Origin of the sequence: Pseudomonas pharyngis (assembly GCF_021602345.1) — a bacterium.
Lineage (GTDB): Bacteria > Pseudomonadota > Gammaproteobacteria > Pseudomonadales > Pseudomonadaceae > Aquipseudomonas > Aquipseudomonas pharyngis.
This window is the reverse complement of sequence record NZ_BQID01000003.1, coordinates 22,564-39,201: the sequence shown is the minus strand read 5'-3', so window position 1 is coordinate 39,201 and position 16,638 is coordinate 22,564. Positions and strand designations below refer to the sequence as shown.

At 61.5% G+C, this 16,638-nt stretch carries 17 protein-coding genes; 14 read left to right on the top strand and 3 right to left on the bottom strand.

Features of this window, described 5'->3' with window-relative positions; genetic code table 11:
* Positions 1 to 838: 838 nt before the first annotated feature.
* Entirely contained in the window at positions 839 to 2,509 is a 1,671-nt protein-coding gene (gcbA, locus tag L6D74_RS07115) for a diguanylate cyclase GcbA (RefSeq protein ID WP_039772046.1), read from the bottom strand.
* A 326-nt stretch (positions 2,510 to 2,835) separates the two neighbouring features.
* Between gcbA and L6D74_RS07110 the strand changes: the two genes are divergently transcribed.
* The 10 genes from L6D74_RS07110 to L6D74_RS07065 all read left to right on the top strand — a co-directional run bounded on the left by L6D74_RS07110 (position 2,836) and on the right by L6D74_RS07065 (position 12,494).
* Positions 2,836 to 3,984, top strand: a complete 1,149-nt coding sequence (locus L6D74_RS07110) for a DUF2515 family protein (protein WP_236188478.1) — start codon at positions 2,836 to 2,838, stop codon at positions 3,982 to 3,984.
* The gene (locus tag L6D74_RS07105; protein WP_236188477.1) at positions 3,984 to 4,706 is read left to right on the top strand and encodes a hypothetical protein; all 723 of its coding nucleotides are present in this window, start codon (positions 3,984 to 3,986) and stop codon (positions 4,704 to 4,706) included. The genes L6D74_RS07110 and L6D74_RS07105 overlap by 1 nt, the downstream gene beginning before the upstream one ends.
* Positions 4,685 to 5,191, top strand: coding sequence for an Hcp family type VI secretion system effector (locus tag L6D74_RS07100; RefSeq protein WP_236188476.1), 507 nt, complete (start codon positions 4,685 to 4,687; stop codon positions 5,189 to 5,191). The genes L6D74_RS07105 and L6D74_RS07100 overlap by 22 nt, the downstream gene beginning before the upstream one ends.
* Positions 5,188 to 5,664: a hypothetical protein gene (locus L6D74_RS07095; protein WP_236188475.1), complete on the top strand. Its 477-nt coding sequence runs from the start codon at positions 5,188 to 5,190 to the stop codon at positions 5,662 to 5,664. The genes L6D74_RS07100 and L6D74_RS07095 overlap by 4 nt, the downstream gene beginning before the upstream one ends.
* 137 nt (positions 5,665 to 5,801) lie before the next feature.
* Positions 5,802 to 6,869 (top strand): DUF2333 family protein, encoded by a 1,068-nt coding sequence (locus L6D74_RS07090; RefSeq protein ID WP_236188474.1) that lies wholly within the window; start codon positions 5,802 to 5,804, stop codon positions 6,867 to 6,869.
* A 3-nt stretch (positions 6,870 to 6,872) separates the two neighbouring features.
* Complete coding sequence (locus L6D74_RS07085; protein WP_064593245.1) at positions 6,873 to 7,430, top strand: NUDIX hydrolase; 558 nt, start codon at positions 6,873 to 6,875, stop codon at positions 7,428 to 7,430.
* 187 nt (positions 7,431 to 7,617) lie between these two features.
* A complete protein-coding gene (locus tag L6D74_RS07080; RefSeq protein ID WP_007951016.1) occupies positions 7,618 to 7,989 on the top strand; it encodes a translation initiation factor Sui1 in 372 nt (123 codons plus the stop codon).
* 218 nt (positions 7,990 to 8,207) lie between these two features.
* The gene (speA, locus tag L6D74_RS07075; protein WP_039772053.1) at positions 8,208 to 10,121 is read left to right on the top strand and encodes an arginine decarboxylase; all 1,914 of its coding nucleotides are present in this window, start codon (positions 8,208 to 8,210) and stop codon (positions 10,119 to 10,121) included.
* A gap of 232 nt (positions 10,122 to 10,353) precedes the next feature.
* Positions 10,354 to 11,703, top strand: coding sequence for a type VI secretion system Vgr family protein (locus L6D74_RS07070; RefSeq protein WP_236188473.1), 1,350 nt, complete (start codon positions 10,354 to 10,356; stop codon positions 11,701 to 11,703).
* Complete coding sequence (locus L6D74_RS07065) at positions 11,700 to 12,494, top strand: DUF4123 domain-containing protein (RefSeq protein ID WP_236188472.1); 795 nt, start codon at positions 11,700 to 11,702, stop codon at positions 12,492 to 12,494. The genes L6D74_RS07070 and L6D74_RS07065 overlap by 4 nt, the downstream gene beginning before the upstream one ends.
* A 9-nt stretch (positions 12,495 to 12,503) precedes the next feature.
* Here L6D74_RS07065 and L6D74_RS07060 read toward each other — a convergent pair whose 3' ends face one another.
* Entirely contained in the window at positions 12,504 to 13,853 is a 1,350-nt protein-coding gene (locus tag L6D74_RS07060; RefSeq protein WP_236188470.1) for an MATE family efflux transporter, read from the bottom strand.
* A 37-nt stretch (positions 13,854 to 13,890) separates the two neighbouring features.
* Positions 13,891 to 14,184, bottom strand: coding sequence for a hypothetical protein (locus L6D74_RS07055; RefSeq protein ID WP_007951010.1), 294 nt, complete (start codon positions 14,182 to 14,184; stop codon positions 13,891 to 13,893).
* Between the two features lie 143 nt (positions 14,185 to 14,327).
* Between L6D74_RS07055 and L6D74_RS07050 the strand changes: the two genes are divergently transcribed.
* The 4 genes from L6D74_RS07050 to L6D74_RS07035 are packed head-to-tail and all read left to right on the top strand — an operon-like array spanning position 14,328 to position 16,617.
* On the top strand, positions 14,328 to 14,630 hold the full coding sequence (locus L6D74_RS07050; RefSeq protein WP_007951009.1) for a MazG-like family protein: 303 nt from the start codon (positions 14,328 to 14,330) through the stop codon (positions 14,628 to 14,630).
* Positions 14,630 to 15,379, top strand: a complete 750-nt coding sequence (locus L6D74_RS07045; protein ID WP_064593249.1) for a methyltransferase — start codon at positions 14,630 to 14,632, stop codon at positions 15,377 to 15,379. The genes L6D74_RS07050 and L6D74_RS07045 overlap by 1 nt, the downstream gene beginning before the upstream one ends.
* 12 nt (positions 15,380 to 15,391) lie before the next feature.
* The gene (locus L6D74_RS07040; protein ID WP_236188468.1) at positions 15,392 to 16,006 is read left to right on the top strand and encodes a DUF4136 domain-containing protein; all 615 of its coding nucleotides are present in this window, start codon (positions 15,392 to 15,394) and stop codon (positions 16,004 to 16,006) included.
* Between the two features lie 53 nt (positions 16,007 to 16,059).
* Complete coding sequence (locus tag L6D74_RS07035; protein ID WP_064593251.1) at positions 16,060 to 16,617, top strand: DUF4136 domain-containing protein; 558 nt, start codon at positions 16,060 to 16,062, stop codon at positions 16,615 to 16,617.
* The last annotated feature ends 21 nt before the right edge of the window (positions 16,618 to 16,638 follow it).

Below are 16,638 nucleotides of genomic sequence, written 5' to 3'. Positions count from 1 at the left end.
CTGAGGTCGGTGCGTTTCTGGATCTGCTCGCGGGTGCGCGCCAGCTCTGCCGGGTAACGGCCGAGCAAACTGTTGAGTTCGCGTTTGAGGCCGACGCCGGCATCTTCGGCGGCGGCTTTTTCGGTGCTTTCGATGCCCATCAACGCGGCGAAGTCGTCGCTGCCGGACTCACTGCTGGCGACCACACCGAGCAAGGGCAGGGCATCGATCGTTTGGGCCTGGGCGCGGATGTTGCTGACTTCGCGCTCGACATCGGCGGCCAGTTCACTGCGTCCGCTGCTGACCAGTTTGTCCCGGGCCAGCGACAGTTTGCCCAAATGTTGAGAGGCAATCAGCAGGGGTGTCAGGTAGGTCGCGTTACCGCCGGCGTAGGTGCTGAGTTGGTCGAGACTGGCGCTCAATTCGCGCTCGGCCTGCAATAGCAACGCCTGCGGATCACCGGCGAGTTTGCCGGCAGCCAGCAGGTCGGTCTTGCTGAATTCATCGAGGCCGCTGAGGCTCGGGCGCAAGGTGTCGGCCAGCGCGGGTGGCAGCTCACCGAGTTCTTTGTGCAACTGATCGATGGCCTGGCTGGCGCTGCTCAGGCGCAGAGCGTCACCGCTGGCGAGGTAATCCTCGACGTTGCGTGCGACTTCATTCTGAAATTGCTGCGACAGCCCCAGGTAACGCTCCATCAACAGATACGGGCGTTCCAGGGCTTTCTGCGACCACCACAGGGTGGCGCCGAGGGCCACGCAGACGGCGACCAGCAACAGAGTGTTGAGATTGGTGAGCAACTTCAGGCGCATGACGGCTACCAACGGCAGAATGGTAAGTGCCTGAATTTATTGCGGTTCTGTTACAGGGTTATGACCGATTGGGGCGATTCCGATGAAAAAGTGGCACTTTGCTTTGAGTCGCGGGCGGTCTGCACCCGATTGCGCCCTTCGCCCTTGGCGCGATACAGCGCCTCGTCGGCCTGGCTGGCCATCATCAGGCTGTCGGAGTCGTCGCGCATCTCCACCACGCCGGCGCTGAAGGTGCACCACAGATCCTGCGGCTGGGCCGGATAGTGAATCTCGGCAAAGCGCTGGCGGATTTCGTCGAGCACTTTGTGCGCGGCTTCTATATCGGTGTCGGGCATGACGATGGCGAACTCTTCGCCGCCGTAACGGCCGATGAAGTCGGTCTTGCGCAGACGCTGCTTAAGGAACAGCGCCAGGCTCTTGATCACCCGGTCGCCCATGGGGTGGCCGTGGCTGTCGTTGACCCGTTTGAAGTGGTCGATGTCGAGCATGGCAAAGCTCAACGGCTTGTTCTCGCGGCGGGCGCGGAACGAACAGTCTTCGAGCAATTGCAGAATGTGCGTGTGGTTGTACAGGCCGGTGAGGCTGTCGCGAACCATCCGTGCTTTCAGGTTGCGCGCGCGGGCGGCGCGGTTGCGTACGGTGGTGATCAGGTGGCGCGGCTTGATCGGCTTGGTCAGGAAGTCGTCGCCGCCTTCGCTCATGGCGTCGAGCTGCTTGTCCAGATCGTCTTCGGCCGACAGGTAAATGATCGGCACGCTCACATAACGGTCGTTGTGGCGGATGACCTTGGCCAGCTCGGTGCCGGTGCAGGCTGGCATGTACATGTCGAGAATGATCAAGTCCGGCTGGAAGTCCGCCAGCTCGGCCATGGCCTGGATCGGTTCGATCAGGGTGCGGGTGACGATCCCGGCGCTGTTGAGCAGGCGTTCGGTGTGCAGGGCCTGGGCGCGGGAGTCGTCGATGATCAGCACTTTATAGGGTTCGTACTGGGCGACGCAGGTCAGGACTTCGATCTTCTCCAGCAGGCTCGAGGCTTCGAGGGTACCGGTGAGAAATTCCTGGCCACCGGCGCGCACCGCCGCGAGGCGGGTCGGGGTGTCGGTTTCGTGCAGGCTGAAGAACAGCAGCGGCAGCGGTTCTTCCAGACCTTGCTGGGCTTCTGCGGCGAGCTTCAGACCGACGCCGGCACCGCTGAAATCCACGTCCATGACGATCGCGGCCGGCAGGCGCTCGACCATCGAGGAGCGAAACGCCGACACGCTGTCCAGCGCCTGAGCGCTCAGACCGAAAAACTCCAGCTGCTTGGCCAGCCGCTCGGCGCGGTCGTGATCCTGCAGCATCACGTAGATCGGTTTGCGCAGGGGTGGCAGGAAGGTCTGATCAAGCTGATCGCCATGGCGCAGCCCGGTGCGCGACAGACGCTGCATCAAACGGTTGAGATCGGTGATCAGGCCGCTGCTCAGGCGTCCGCGATTGGCGTCCACCGCTTCCAGCGACTGGCTGATGTGACGGGCCAGCTGCGTGTGCTCGGGCTGTTCGAAGCGCTCGGCAAAACGCAGCAGGCGCAGATTGGCCTCGCTCAGTTCGGCGAGGTCGGCAGTGGACCACTCACTGCGTTGCAGGCGCTGCCATATCTCAAGAATCTGACGTGCCTGATGAATTACCCGCTGGGCAAAGTGGTGCTTGAGGCGCTCACGGCTGGGGTCTTCTGGCTCGGTCATATCCTGACTACTAGTTAGGCTGCATGCTGAGATCGACTGGTGGCTCTATGCTAGCACCTCTTTTCCCTTACATGAGTGTCGTACGTCAATAATCTGCTGTGCGTCACCATTCAGTTTCTGACTGGTCGGTTTTATCCGGGGCTTGCTCGTCGATCAAGTGCCCGTGAACCGGGCGTTGAAGGATGTTTCCCAGGGCTTTTGAGGACGCTTCTCCCGCACTGGATAGTCATCGTCTGTCAGGGCTTTCTGATTTTTCCCAAGGTCGGTTTCGCAAGTGTTTTGCGCTGGTAGGGTCAGGGAAACCCCTACCGGATGTTTGCCCGGACATGACCCAGTGTTTCAACAAATACCCCAGCGATGCCCTGCGCCTGAATCACAACATCACGCCCGTTGCCGACTGTGAGTGCAATGAAGAGATGTTGTATGGCGAACGGGTGAGGGTGACCGAGGTGCCGGTTTTGACGTGCCAGTGCCTTTGGCGTGCCTATCAGCGGGAGGCGGAGAACATCGTCGCCCCTGACGGCGTGCTGATCGCCGATCCGGTGCAGCGCAACCGGGCGATCAACGCCGCGTATGCCCGACTGTGGCTGCATGACTCGCGGTTCCAGTGGGCCGGGCTGGCGGCGTTCGCGTCCAAGCAGGTCGGTTGTGGATTGCTGCATGCGGCGGACAGTATCGAGCTGATCCACCAGGAGCATGAGGCGCGGCAGCGGGTGCGGGACGGACGCCGTGAGTCCGGGCTGCTCACTCCGGACAAAATGCCCCGACAGGCCGAGGACTGGGGGGATTACCAAGAGGCGAGGGCGCGCAACCCTGTGCCTTCGCTGGATTTGCGTACTTCGGGTGAAGAGCTGTCATTGGTGCAGCAACAGTTCCGGCATGTGTACGACATGATGGCGATGGGCAATACCACGCTGTTTCTGGATGTTTATCCGCTGCATCAGTTTTATGCGGTGCGAGGGTTGGCGGAGTTGAAGAAGTGTCTGAAGACCCGGAAAACGATTCATGGACACGCAAAGTTTCCGGTGCTTTGGCCTATAGGGGAGAAAACCATTCCTTTCGGTTGGGCGTTTCAAGAAATCTTGAGGGGATTTGAAGCGATAGAAACGGGGAATATTGCCGAAAGTGTGAAGCATCTGGCCTGGCACGAGCAGCGAAACATTCTCCAACCGAGCATCTACGAAAATCGTCATTTGGTGACGTTGTTGCGTGGGAATCATTTTTCCTACGCGACCGGCTTTCCTTCCGGTGTGGCGCAGGCCATCGAGTTGACCCTCACCAGTCAATGTCAGCGTGTCGAAGATGGCCGCACCATCGGGTTCGGCAGCAATCCGATGGCGGATCTGTCGGATATCGATCAGCGAATGGAGTTCGTGCTACGGGCAGCATCGCGTTTTGACCAGATGCTCAACGACAGCAACCGAAACGCGTTGGCGCAATCCATCGGCGAGATTGCCGCCATGGGGGAGACTTGATGTCCTGGCGAAACTGTCTATCCAAATGGCGCTTTTGGGCGTGGCTGGCGCTTAGTGTTGTTTTGATGTGGACCGCCGCACGTCAGTTGATGCAGCCATTGTGGGACGAGCCCGTGATGGCGCTGGCGATAGGGGGCACATATGAATACATGCAAGAGCACTCGACCGCCCCATTCCTTTCGTGGGGGCGCGTCGGCAGTCGTGTCTGGGGTGGCATTCCGAAGACGGATGCGCGCCTGCGATTTGTCGATTCGCAGTATGGGTTCGAAACGCCGATGGCGCGTTTTTTTACGGTGACCTTCGAGGGTGACGTGGTCGGTGATATCCGCATGTCTCCTCAAATCGAGCCTCTGCTGATTGACGATGTCATGAAGGTCGTTCTCGATCTGCAAGCTCAATGGTGCGCGAAAGGCTGGAGGCCAATGGGGACGCGAAGTGATCCCACGATGGCGGATACGCCCGAGTGGCGGATCTATCTCAGGAACAGCGTGATTCCCGGAATTTCTTATTGGCAGGCCAGCGATAAATACCAGGCGATGCTGGTTCTTGCACGGTTTCGCGACTCAAGACATCCCGACCAGGAGCGATATCTCATTACTCTCGAGCTCACCAAGCCCTGGATACCTTTCGACGAAACGGAAACCCTCTACGAAGAACCCCACCCCTTTCCCCCGCCGCAACCCAAAAAAGGAGCAATACCATGCCAACCCCTGCCTTTATGACCCTTCATGGCAGCCGCCAGGGCCTGATCAGCGCCGGTGCCTTCACCGAGGCGTCGGTGGGCAACAGCTACCAGAACGGGCGTGAGGACAAGATCATGGTTCAGGCCTTCAGCCACGGCATTCTCCTGCCCAACGGCGCGGGTGCCGGGCGGCGAATGCACAAACCGCTGGTCATCACCAAAACCATCGACAAAGCGTCGCCGCTGATCCAGGTCGCCCTGTGTTCCGGTGAACGGCTGAGCAAGTGTTGTCTGGAGTTCTATCGAACATCGGCCCACGGTACTCAGGAGCACTTCTATACGATTGAACTGGAGGACGCGCAGATCGTCAGCGCCGAGGTCTTTATGCCCGACTGTCAGGATCCCGCCACGTCACACCTGACACAACGGGAAAAAGTCCACTTCAGTTACCGTCGCATCTACTGGCGGCATGAGATCAGCCGGACGATGGGTTCGGATGAGTGGCAGAGCGAGGGCCAGGGATGAGGATGGTTCACCATTCGCACCTGACCGAAAACGAACGCCAGCATGTCTACCCCGTGGACCAGGCGCTGGAGCTGGTTTGCAAGGTGTTGCTGGAGCGGCAACCCCTCGAAGGTCTCGATCAGTTGCGGGCAGGCCTGATGCTCGATCTGGACAGTGAAGTGCTGGAGCAGATTGAACACGGCGACTGGCTGCTGCTCAGGGCTGACGCCGATTACGGCGAATGGCCCACTGCCCAGTCAGCGTTCGATCAAGCGGTACTCGACCTGATGAACAATCCCCCGCCCCAACCCACCCGAACACCGCGAATCTATCGTCTGGTCGACAGCATGACCGGCGAGCCATTGCCGCAGCAGGCCTACATTGCAACGGTCGATGGTGTTCCCTCCCAGCGCCGAACCGACGCGCAGGGCATCGCGCATCTGTTCATGCCAGATGATGTCCGGCAGATTTCAATGCGAATTTTCAACGTCTGAAGGCTGCGTCTACCCTTTCGTTCACTGCCGACCTTCACTTGTTTTTCTCCGTTACCCTGATCGCGGGTGCCCGGTCGAGGCACGTTGTTGTATGGTTGTGGTCGAACCGTTGAACCCAAGATTGAAAGGATATCGCCATGCTGGACTGGAAGAACCGCGCGGGCAGCGCGCCTGAACGTGCCGCCGAGCCCAAGTCGGCCGCCCGCAGCTATGTCGGCGGGCTGTTGTTCAGCCGGGTGCTGGCCACGCTGGTCGCCATTTACCTGTTGGTGACTATTGCCCTTGGCTGGTACTGGAGCCAGGAGCCGGCGCTGTTTCCCGTGGCGCAGAACGCTCAGGTTGCCGCCGAGAAAGAGGGCAAGCAGATGGTGGTCGGCTACACCACCGTCGAAACCCTGAAAACCGTTGCCGGCACTTTGCTCGACAAGCCAGGTGGCTACATTTCCAACGACCGTTTCCCGCCTGGCCTGTGGATGGACAACATGCCGAGCTGGGAATACGGCGTACTGGTGCAGGTCCGCGACCTGACCCGCGCCCTGCGCAAGGATTTCGCCCGTTCGCAGTCGCAATCGGCTGAAGACGCCGACCTGGCCAAGGCCGAACCGCGCTTCAACTTCGACAACAAGAGCTGGGTCCTGCCATCCAGCGAGTCGGAATATCAGGAAGGCATCAATTCCCTGAGCCGTTATCAGGCGCGCCTGTCCGACCCGACCCAGAAAAACGCGCTGTTCTACGCCCGTGCCGATAACCTGAACAACTGGCTGGGTGATGTCGGCACTCGTCTCGGGTCGCTGTCGCAACGCCTGTCAGCCAGTGTTGGCCGGGTCAAACTCAACACCGCGCTGAAAACCGAAGTGCCGGCGGTGGGTGAAGTGCCTCAGGTCGACGAGGAAGTCGTCGAGACTCCGTGGATGCAGATCGACAACGTGTTCTACGAAGCCCGCGGCCAGGCCTGGGCGCTGTCGCACCTGCTGCGCGCGATCGAAGTCGATTTCGCCGACGTGCTGGCGAAGAAGAACGCGACCGTCAGCGTGCGTCAGATCATCCGCGAACTGGAAGCCTCCCAGGAACCGATCTGGAGCCCGATGATCCTCAATGGCAGCGGCTTCGGTGTGCTGGCCAACCACTCGCTGGTCATGGCCAACTACATTTCCCGGGCCAACGCGGCCGTGATCGATTTGCGTCAACTGCTCAATCAGGGCTGAGTCATGGACGAGAGCGCCAAAGAGGCGGCCCACCGCGCCGCCTCGGATGCCGAACAGATCGCCTGGGTGGACGAGCAGGACAACCTGCTCGGCGCCCTGGTGCGTTCGGACCTGCGAGAACGCGGACTGATCGGCCGTGGCACCTACATCATGCTGTTCAACTCCGCCGGTGAACTCTGCGTGCATCGGCGCACGTTGAGCAAAGCCATCTATCCCGGTTACTGGGACGTGGCGGCCGGCGGCATGGTGCAGGCGAACGAGACCTACGCCGAGTCGGCGGCCCGTGAGCTGGAGGAAGAGCTGGGGGTGAGTGGTGTCGAACTGACGGCCCACGACCATTTCTACTTCGAAGACACCGGCAATCGCCTGTGGTGTTCGGCGTTTTCGGCAGTGTGGGACGGGCCGTTGATCCTGCAGCCGGAAGAGGTGCTCGAAGCGCGCTTCATTCCGGTCGAACAGGTCATGCGGGAAATCGAGCAAAAGCCTTATTGCCCGGACTCTCTGGCAGCCTTGAAACGTTATCTGAAGGCTCAGCAAAGCAACGTCGCAAAGAACACATAAATTGGCGCCGATTGGCACTTAGCAATCGGCGTTTTTGCCGTTACACTGCGCGACCTTTTCAAGCTGCACCGGCCTGCTTTTATTGAAGAACCGGTGCAGTAGCGCTGCCCCTGCCTGAGTGGGGCTTCGCGGTCGATAGCCTTGCCCAAGGCTGCGATCAGTCTTTGTCCTCCCGAGAGGATTGCCGGTGGCCAAAAAAGCCGCATCCTTCGCCGCCCTGGGCGGCCTGGTATTTTCCACCGACGCAGGTCGTCATTGCCCGGAATGCAGCAAGCCGGTGGACGCCTGTATCTGCAAGCAAACCGTGATCCCGGCCGGCGACGGCATTGCCCGTGTGCGCCGCGAGAGCAAGGGGCGTGGCGGCAAGACGGTGACCACCATCACCGGCGTGCCTCTGGCCGAAGACGCACTCAAGGAGCTGGCGACAACGTTGAAGAAACGTTGCGGCACCGGCGGTGCGTTGAAAGACGGGATCATCGAGATCCAGGGCGACCATGTCGAGCTGCTCCTGGCCGAGTTGGTCAAGCACGGCTTCAAAGCGAAGAAGTCCGGCGGCTAGCAGCCTCTGTGAAACCCACCGGCGGCTTGATTCAGCTCCAGAGTCCCTGGGCCTGACGTCGTTTCCATGGTTTTCACAGAGCCTGTTCATGACCGGTTTCTAAACTCAACGCTGTCAGCGCGGTCTACCGCCCCGCTGACGAACCGTCATTTTCATTCTTTAGACTGCGCCGGCCTGCGATCAGGCGACGCACTATGACTTCTTTATAGGGGACTTCGATGTCCGTACGACGCACACGCAAAGACGATGGCAGCCAATGGACAGTTGCGGACAGCCGCAGTGTTTACGGGATTCGCCATTGGGGGGCCGGGTATTTCGCGATCAATGACGCCGGTCGCGTCGAAGTTCGTCCGAACGGCCCGAGCAGCTCGCCTATCGATCTGTTCGAACAAGTCGACCAGCTGCGCAAGAGTGGCTTGTCCCTGCCGCTGCTGGTGCGTTTTCCCGACATCCTGCAAGACCGCGTCCGTCAGCTGACCGGCGCTTTCGATGCGAACATCGAGCGTCTGGAATACCAGAGCAAATACACCGCGCTGTACCCGATCAAGGTCAACCAGCAGGAAGCGGTGATCGAGAACATCATCGCCACCCAGAACGTTTCGATCGGTCTGGAAGCCGGCTCCAAGCCCGAGCTGCTGGCCGTGCTGGCGCTGGCGCCGAAGGGCGGCACCATCGTCTGCAACGGTTACAAGGACCGCGAGTTCATCCGTCTGGCGCTGATGGGCCAGAAGCTCGGCCACAATGTATTCATTGTGATCGAGAAAGAATCCGAAGTCGGTCTGGTGATCGAAGAGGCCGCCTCGCTCAAGGTCAAGCCGCAGGTCGGTCTGCGCGTGCGTCTGTCCTCCCTGGCGTCGTCGAAGTGGGCGGACACCGGTGGCGAGAAATCCAAGTTCGGTCTGTCGGCGGCGCAACTGCTGTCGGTGGTCGAGCGTTTCCGCGCGGCGGGCCTGGATCAGGGCATCCGTCTGCTGCACTTCCACATGGGTTCGCAGATCGCCAACCTGGCCGACTACCAGCACGGTTTCAAGGAAGCGATCCGTTACTACGGCGAGCTGCGCAACCTCGGCCTGCCGGTCGATCACATCGACGTCGGTGGTGGCCTGGGTGTGGACTACGACGGTACGCACTCGCGCAACGCCAGTTCGATCAACTACGACATGGATGACTACGCCGGTGTCGTGGTCGGCATGCTCAAGGAGTTCTGCGATGCGCAGGCGCTGCCGCATCCGCACATCTTCTCCGAAAGCGGCCGCTCGCTGACCGCGCACCACGCGATGCTGGTGGTGCAGGTTACCGACGTCGAGAAACACAACGACGAAATCCCGTTGATCGAGAACAAGGAAGCGCTGCCGGAAACCGTGCAGTGGCTGGTTGACCTGCTGGGCCCGACCGACATCGAAATGGTCACCGAAACCTACTGGCGCGCCACCCACTACATGAGCGACGTGGCCGCCCAGTACGCCGACGGCAAACTGACCCTGGCCGAGAAGGCCCTGGCCGAGCAGTGCTACTTCGCCGTATGCCGTCGTCTGCACAACTCGCTGAAGGCACGTCAGCGTTCGCACCGTCAGGTGCTGGACGAACTCAACGACAAGCTGGCCGACAAGTACATCTGCAACTTCTCGGTATTCCAGAGCCTGCCGGACACCTGGGCGATCGATCAGGTGCTGCCGATCATCCCGTTGCACCGTCTCGACGAAGAGCCGCTGCGTCGCGCGGTGCTGCAGGATCTGACCTGCGACTCCGACGGCAAGATCAACCAGTACGTCGACGAGCAGAGCATCGAGACCAGCCTGCCGGTGCATGCGCTGAACGAAGGTGAAGACTATCTGCTGGGCGTGTTCCTGGTCGGCGCCTATCAGGAAATTCTTGGCGACATGCACAACCTGTTCGGTGACACCGACTCGGTGAACATTTACCAGAACGCCGACGGCAGCGTGTACCACGCCGGCATTGAAACCCACGACACCATCGAAGACATGCTGCGCTATGTGCACCTGTCGCCGGAAGAACTGATGACTCACTATCGCGACAAGTGCGCCAGTGCCCGCATCAGCGCCAGCGAACGCACCCAGTTCCTCGATGCCCTGCGCCTGGGTCTGACCCGCTCCTCCTACCTGTCCTCCTGAGGCCAGGTTCCGCTTTTATCTGGTTGTCTGAAATTGTTCCGCCCACCGCGGACGTTTCAGATGACCGGGTGAGACGCTTCTTTTTCTCTTCGCGAAATGGCCTGTTTCCAGGCCAGCAAAGTGACGTTGTCTGCTTTTCGCGTAGGTCATTTCCGAATTTGTAGTTCGGCCCTCTACTCGGCCATGGGTCTCGGCGAGAATCCCCGCCCGCCCCCCTGTAGAGAATCCCCCCATGTTCGATCCAGCTGACGAGCCGTCGTTTCGTCTCGATGTAGCGGGCCTGTCCGACTCGCTTGAAGTCCTCGCATTTACGGGTTGCGAAGCCATCAGCGAGCCTTTCGCGTTCGAGATCGACTTGCTGGTCGATGATCCGCACCTGGACCTTGCCGGGCTGATGTATCGTTCGGCGCGCCTGTGTTTCGGGCCTTGCGGCAATGGTATTCACGGGCAGTTGCATAGCCTTGTCCAGCATGAACAGGGGCGCAGCGCCCGGTTGTGCCGGGCGCGGCTGGGGCCGCGGTTGAGCTGTCTGGGACTGCGCTTCAGCCAGCGCATCTTCAGCGACCGCTCGGTGCCGCAGATTCTGGATCAGGTGCTCAAGGAGCACGGCATCAGTGGCAACTGGCGTCGGTTCGATCTGCAAGGCGCTTATCCGCCCCGGACATTCTGCACCCAGTACGGCGAGTCGGATCTGCAACTGGTACAGAGGCTGTGCGGACAGGCACGCATTCACTATCACTTCGAGCAAGGGAGCCAGGGGCATTGCCTGGTGTTCGGTGATGACCCGGCCCGGCTGCCACGCGCCGGCAACCTGCAATTCGAGAGCGAAGAAGGTGCGCCGTCGCCGCCAGTGCGCCGCTGGCAACTGGGCGAGCATGTCCGCCTGCACGCAAAGGGGCCGCGGCGGACACTGACGGCGCAGGGGCATTCCGATTCGCCAACCCTGCGCAGTGGTCACTGGTTGACGATTTCCGGCGAGCCCTTGGCAGACGCCAATACGGACTGGCTGGTGAGTCGAATCGAGCATCGAGCCGATCAGTCGCTCGAGCCGCCCTACAGCAACCGGATTTTTGCCCTTGACCAGTTGCCGGAGCCTCGATCACCCGTTGAATACCGCGGTGCTCGCATGTGCAGCCCACAGCGTGCCTGGGTGGTGTCGGTCGAGGAGACGCAACCTGATGCCGTGCGGCCGGTGGCCGTTCAGTTCGACTGGCTTTATCAGGGCGAAGGGGCCCGCCCCAGCCACTGCTGGCTGCCGCTGGCGCCGGCGTTGGCCGATACGCCGATGGCATCATTGAAGGACGGGGTAGAGGTGGTGGTGAGCTTTCTCGAAGGTGACCCTGAGCAGCCCGTGATCAGCGGCGTCTTGCAGGTCCCGGCTCTCGCCGAAGTCGTTGAGGATGACGCGCCGTCACCTCTGCCCGAGCGCCTGGATATCGCCGGCGTGCCTCAATGGTTGAAAGCGGCCGAGCCTCTGTTGTTGCTGTGCCTGATACCGGGGGGCGGCAGTTATCGCCATTGCTCGGCGTCACTGTGCAGCTGTCGATTGGTCGCCGGGCTCAAAACGAGCGATGGAAGATGAGCGGCGCAGCCCCCGGACAACGCGCTCAATGGTTGTTGCTGGATATCGCACAGGCGCCTCAGGCAGTGAAGACGTTACGTCAGGGATTCTCCGGTGTGCACTGCCTGCAGCTGTTTGACGGTACCGAGTTTCAGCCGGTCAGTGAGCAAGGCCCATGGCTGATCGACCTGCGTGACTGCCCGGCGCTATCGGCGCTCTGTCATACCGATCCCATGACCTGGCAAGGGCTGCTGCTGGGCAGCGAGGTCTCGGCGCAGTCACTGCGCGAACACTTGCAGCGGATGCTGACCGTGTCCATCGGCCTGAATCACCGGGCACTGCTCAATTTCTACAATCGGCAGACCGCCAGTTACTTTTTCGATGCCTGCGATGCCCGGCAACTGAGCTGCTGGCTCGGGCCGATCGGATGGCTGCGCTGGTTCGGCGGGACTTGGGCCGATCTGGCTGCTGGCAGTCAGGGCTGGCAGCAACTACGCAATCCGGGGCTGGCCGTGGAGCCGCTGCGCATCGAGCAAAGCCTGACCCGTCAACAGCGTGAACGCTTGCACCGTTGCCTGCTGGATCAGCATGTCTGGCGCTGGAGTCAGGCGACGGGAAACAACTTTCGGCTGATATCTGCCTTTCAGGAACAAGGTCTGGCACTGGGCTTCAGCGAGCGGACGTTGCTGGACGACTGGTTGTGGCTGCGTTTGCTGAATCCGCGTGCCGAGCTGATGCCGCTGCCGCATGGTCTGACTCCGCGGGAACGACTCGAACTGTTGCGTCGACGCTGGCTGAGCGATCCATCGTGAAGCACAGCTTCAGTGAGCGGCACCGTTGAACCAGCCATCGGTGCGTCGCAGCCACCACGCCAGTCCCCCGAGGGTCAGGCTGCGCAGCACCATGAACAACAGGAACGAAATCCACAGGCCGTGATTGCCCAGACCTTGCAGCGCCCAAGCGACAGGCAGCAGCAGGATCACGGTGGCCAGCATGCCGTTGCGCATTTCCCGGGCACGGGTGGCGCCGATGAACAGGCCGTCGAGCAAGTAGCTCCAGACCGCGATCAACGGCAGGACAGCCAGGTAGGGCAGGTAAATGAACGCGGTCTCCCGCACGCTCTGGATGTCGGTCTGCATTTCGATGAACAGGTGGCCGGCCAGCAGAAACAGCGCGGCGAAGCCCAGGCTCGCCAGCAACGACCAACCGCCGGCAACCACCAGCGAACGACGCAGGGCCAGGCGATCACGGGCGCCGATGGCGTGGCCGCACAGGGCTTCGACGGCGTGGGCCAGTCCGTCCAGTGCGTGGGCGGTCAGCAGCAGGCCGTTGAGCAGCAGCGCGTTGGCCGCGACCGTGGCATCGCCCAGTCGCGCGCCCTGCACGGTGATCAGGAAAAACACCGATTGCAGGGCCAGGCTGCGGATGAAAATGTCGCGGTTGACCGCCAGCAGCGGACGCCAGCTCTGCCAGATTTTCAGAGCTGCCCAGGCAATGTGTCCGGGATAGGCGCGCAAGGCTCTACGAGTCATCCACAGGCCGAGCAGGGCGCCGCTCCATTCGGCGATCACCGAAGCGCGGGCCGAACCGACCACGCCCCAATCCAGCCCAATGACGAACCACAGGTTGAGCACGATGTTGATCAGGTTGGTGCTCAGCAGAATCGCCAGCGGCGCCCGGGCATTCTGGGTGCCGAGGAACCAGCCGACCAGCGCATAACTGGCCAGCGCCGCCGGCAGCCCGAATAGGCGGGTGTGAAAGAAGTCACGGGTCAGTTGATCCAGCTCCGCCGACGGTTGCATGAAGTGCAGTGCGACCCCGCTCAGTGGTACACCCAGCGCCCCGAGCAGCAGCGCCAGCCCCATCGCCAGCAGCAGGCCCTGAAGCAGAATCTGCCGCAAGGCCGCGCCGTCGCTGCGCCCGGCGGCCTGGGCGGCGAAGCCAGTGGTGCCCATGCGCAGAAAACCCATGGCCCAGGCCAGAAAGGTATACAGGCTGGCGCCAACCGCCACCGCGCCCAGTTGATGGGCATGTGGCAGATGGCCGATGACGGTGCTGTCGACCAGCGCCACCAGCGGCACGGAAATGTTCGAGAGGATCATGGGGGCGGCGAGGGCCCAGACCCGGTGATGGGTCGGGCGGTCGCGCCAGTCGGCGATCAGGTTGGACATGCGGGCTCCTTGGGGAGCGGCATTGTAGCGGGAGGCGTCAGTGAATGATCCAGCTCAGCAGCCACAATCCCAGCAGCAACCAGATGATCCCGGCGATGATCGAGGCATTCATGAACGCGCGGATCGCCGACCACAGCAGCATCAGGCCGACGATCAGCGCAATGATGCTGATGATCGACGTGTCCATGCCCAGCGCCTTCGACAGCCCGTCGACAAAGTTGCCGCCAGCGTTGCCCAGCAGATTGAACAGGCCGCTGAGGCCGTCGACGATGAAGCGGATGATCGAGCCGAGCGCCTGGCCCAGCCATTCGAAAAAGCTTTCTACCTGCATGTCTGTTTCCTGATGAAAGAGCTGAGCCTTGGGCCGCAGCGGGTGCGGTCGAGTTCCCTGCAAGCATAGAGGGTTTTAACGGTCGACTGGCGCTTGCCTTCGCTCGGCATCCCCCCGAAGCTATACGCCTTCAGGAGAGCCCGATGAACCTTGTTGAACTGACCGAACGCCTGCACGCCATTCGCGACCGTAATGACTGGCGGCAATTTCACAGCCCGAAAAACCTGGCCATGGCCGCCAGCGTGGAAATGTCCGAACTGGTGGAAATCTTCCAGTGGCTGACCGAAGACCAGTCCCGCCAATTGCCGGCGGACAAACTCGCCCATGCCGGGCAGGAAGTCGGCGACATCGTGCTCTATCTGTTGCTGCTGTGCAGCGAACTGGGGCTGGACATGAATGAAGTGGTGCGCAGCAAACTCGCCGACAGCGAACGGCGGTTCAGCTGATGAGCGACCGTCATTTCGATCAACTGGCGACCCGTTTCGCCGAAAAAATCTACGGCGGCGCCAAAGGCGCGATTCGCCTAGCGGTGTTGCAGGCCGATCTCGCCGAAGCCTTGCCGGACCGCCCGTTGCGGGTGCTGGACATCGGTGGCGGGCTGGGCCACATGTCGTTGTGGCTGGCTGAACGCGGGCACGAGGTGACCTTCACCGAGCCGGCCGAACCGATGCTCGAAGGCGCCCGCCAGCGCTTTGCCGAAGCCGGGCAAAGCGCGACTTTCATTCAGGCGCCCTGGCAGGAACTGCTCGGCCAGCTCACCGAGCCTTACGATCTGGTGCTGTGCCATGCGGTGCTGGAATGGCTGGCCGAACCTCACGCGATCCTGCCGGTGCTGCATCAGTTGACCAAGCCCGGCGGCTGGCTGTCGCTGGCGTTCTACAACCGCGATGCGCTGATTTACCGGAACCTGCTCAAAGGCCATTTCAAGAAAATGCGCAAGAACGACCTGGCCGGCGAAAAGCAGAGCCTGACCCCGCAGCAGCCGCTCGATCCACGGGAACTGGCGACGCAACTCGCGGGGTTGTGGCAGGTCGAAACCCAGAGCGGGGTGCGGGTTTTCCACGATTACATGCCGGTGGAATTCCAGGCCCGCGCCGAGTTGATTGATTTGCTCGAGATGGAACTCGCCCACCGTCGTCACCCAAGCTTCGCCGGGCTTGGGCGCTACTTGCACTGGATCTGCCGGCCGATCTGATCGGAGCGAGATATGAAAGGTCATTCAGGGTTACTGCTGATCTGTCTGGGGTTGGCCGCCTGCCAGGGCAGCAACCCTTACGTGGCGCAGTCACGACCGTTGCCGCCGGCCCCACCGCAAGCGGCGACCACCTTCGACCGCAGCGCTTATCCCGCGCCCCCTCGTGACTACGGGCGCTATCGCAGCTGGGCATGGCTCAACGGTCAACTCCCACCGGGCACGGCCTGGGCGGATTCGGCGCAAGTGGCCGAAGCCGTCAGCAGTGCGCTGGACCAGCGCGGCCTGCGCCCGCTGCATGACAATCGCCCGGCCGACCTGCTGGTCAGCGCCAACCTGAGCCTGGAAACCCGCCTGCGTCAGGTGCAGGACGATTACGGTTACTACGGCGGCGGATACGGCGGTTATGACCGTTACGGCCGGGGTTACGGGATGTACAACTCGGTGCCGATCGTGCGTACCTATCAGGAGCAGGTCGTGGTGGTGCGGGTCGATCTGTTCGACGCCGGCAGTGGTCAACCGGTCTGGAGCGCCAGCGCCGAAACCGGTACCCAGGGCACGCAAAGTGATCGCACCGATGCGATTCGAGAGGCTGTCGAAAAGGCCATGTCGGCGTATCCTCCCGGTTAGCCTTCTGCAAATGAAAGCGCCCTCAGGTTCATGTCTTCCACCGGAGAAAAACCATGTTCCGCCGTCTTGCTTTACTGGTCGTTATCGCGCTGCTCAGTGCCTGCGCCTCGAACCAGGTCAATCATGATTTTGACGCCAGCCGCGACTTCGCCGCGTATCGCAGCTGGAGCTGGAAAGACCCCGCCCTGCAATACCGCCCCGATGATCCACGGATCAAGAGCGACCTGACCGAGCAGCGCATCCGTCAGGCCGTTGCCGATCAACTGGATCAGCGTGGCTTGCGCCCGGCCGCCTCGGGCGCCCGAGGCGATCTGTTTGTGCAGACCTACCTGATCGTCGAGGACCGTCAGCAACAGGTGACCACCAACTACGGCGGCGGTTGGGGTGGCCCGTGGAACGGTTACTGGGGCGCGCCGATGTACAACGAAACCCGCAACATCACCTACAAGGTGGCGACCATTCAGGTCGATCTGCTCGACGGCAAGGACGGCAAACTGGTGTGGCGCGGCAGCGATGAGCAAATACTCAGCCGCACGCCGAACCCGGCGGATCGCAGCAATGCCATCCGCGAAACCGTGGCGCGTATCCTGTCCAACTATCCGCCGCGTTGAGTCTGTTGAAAAAAGTACGGG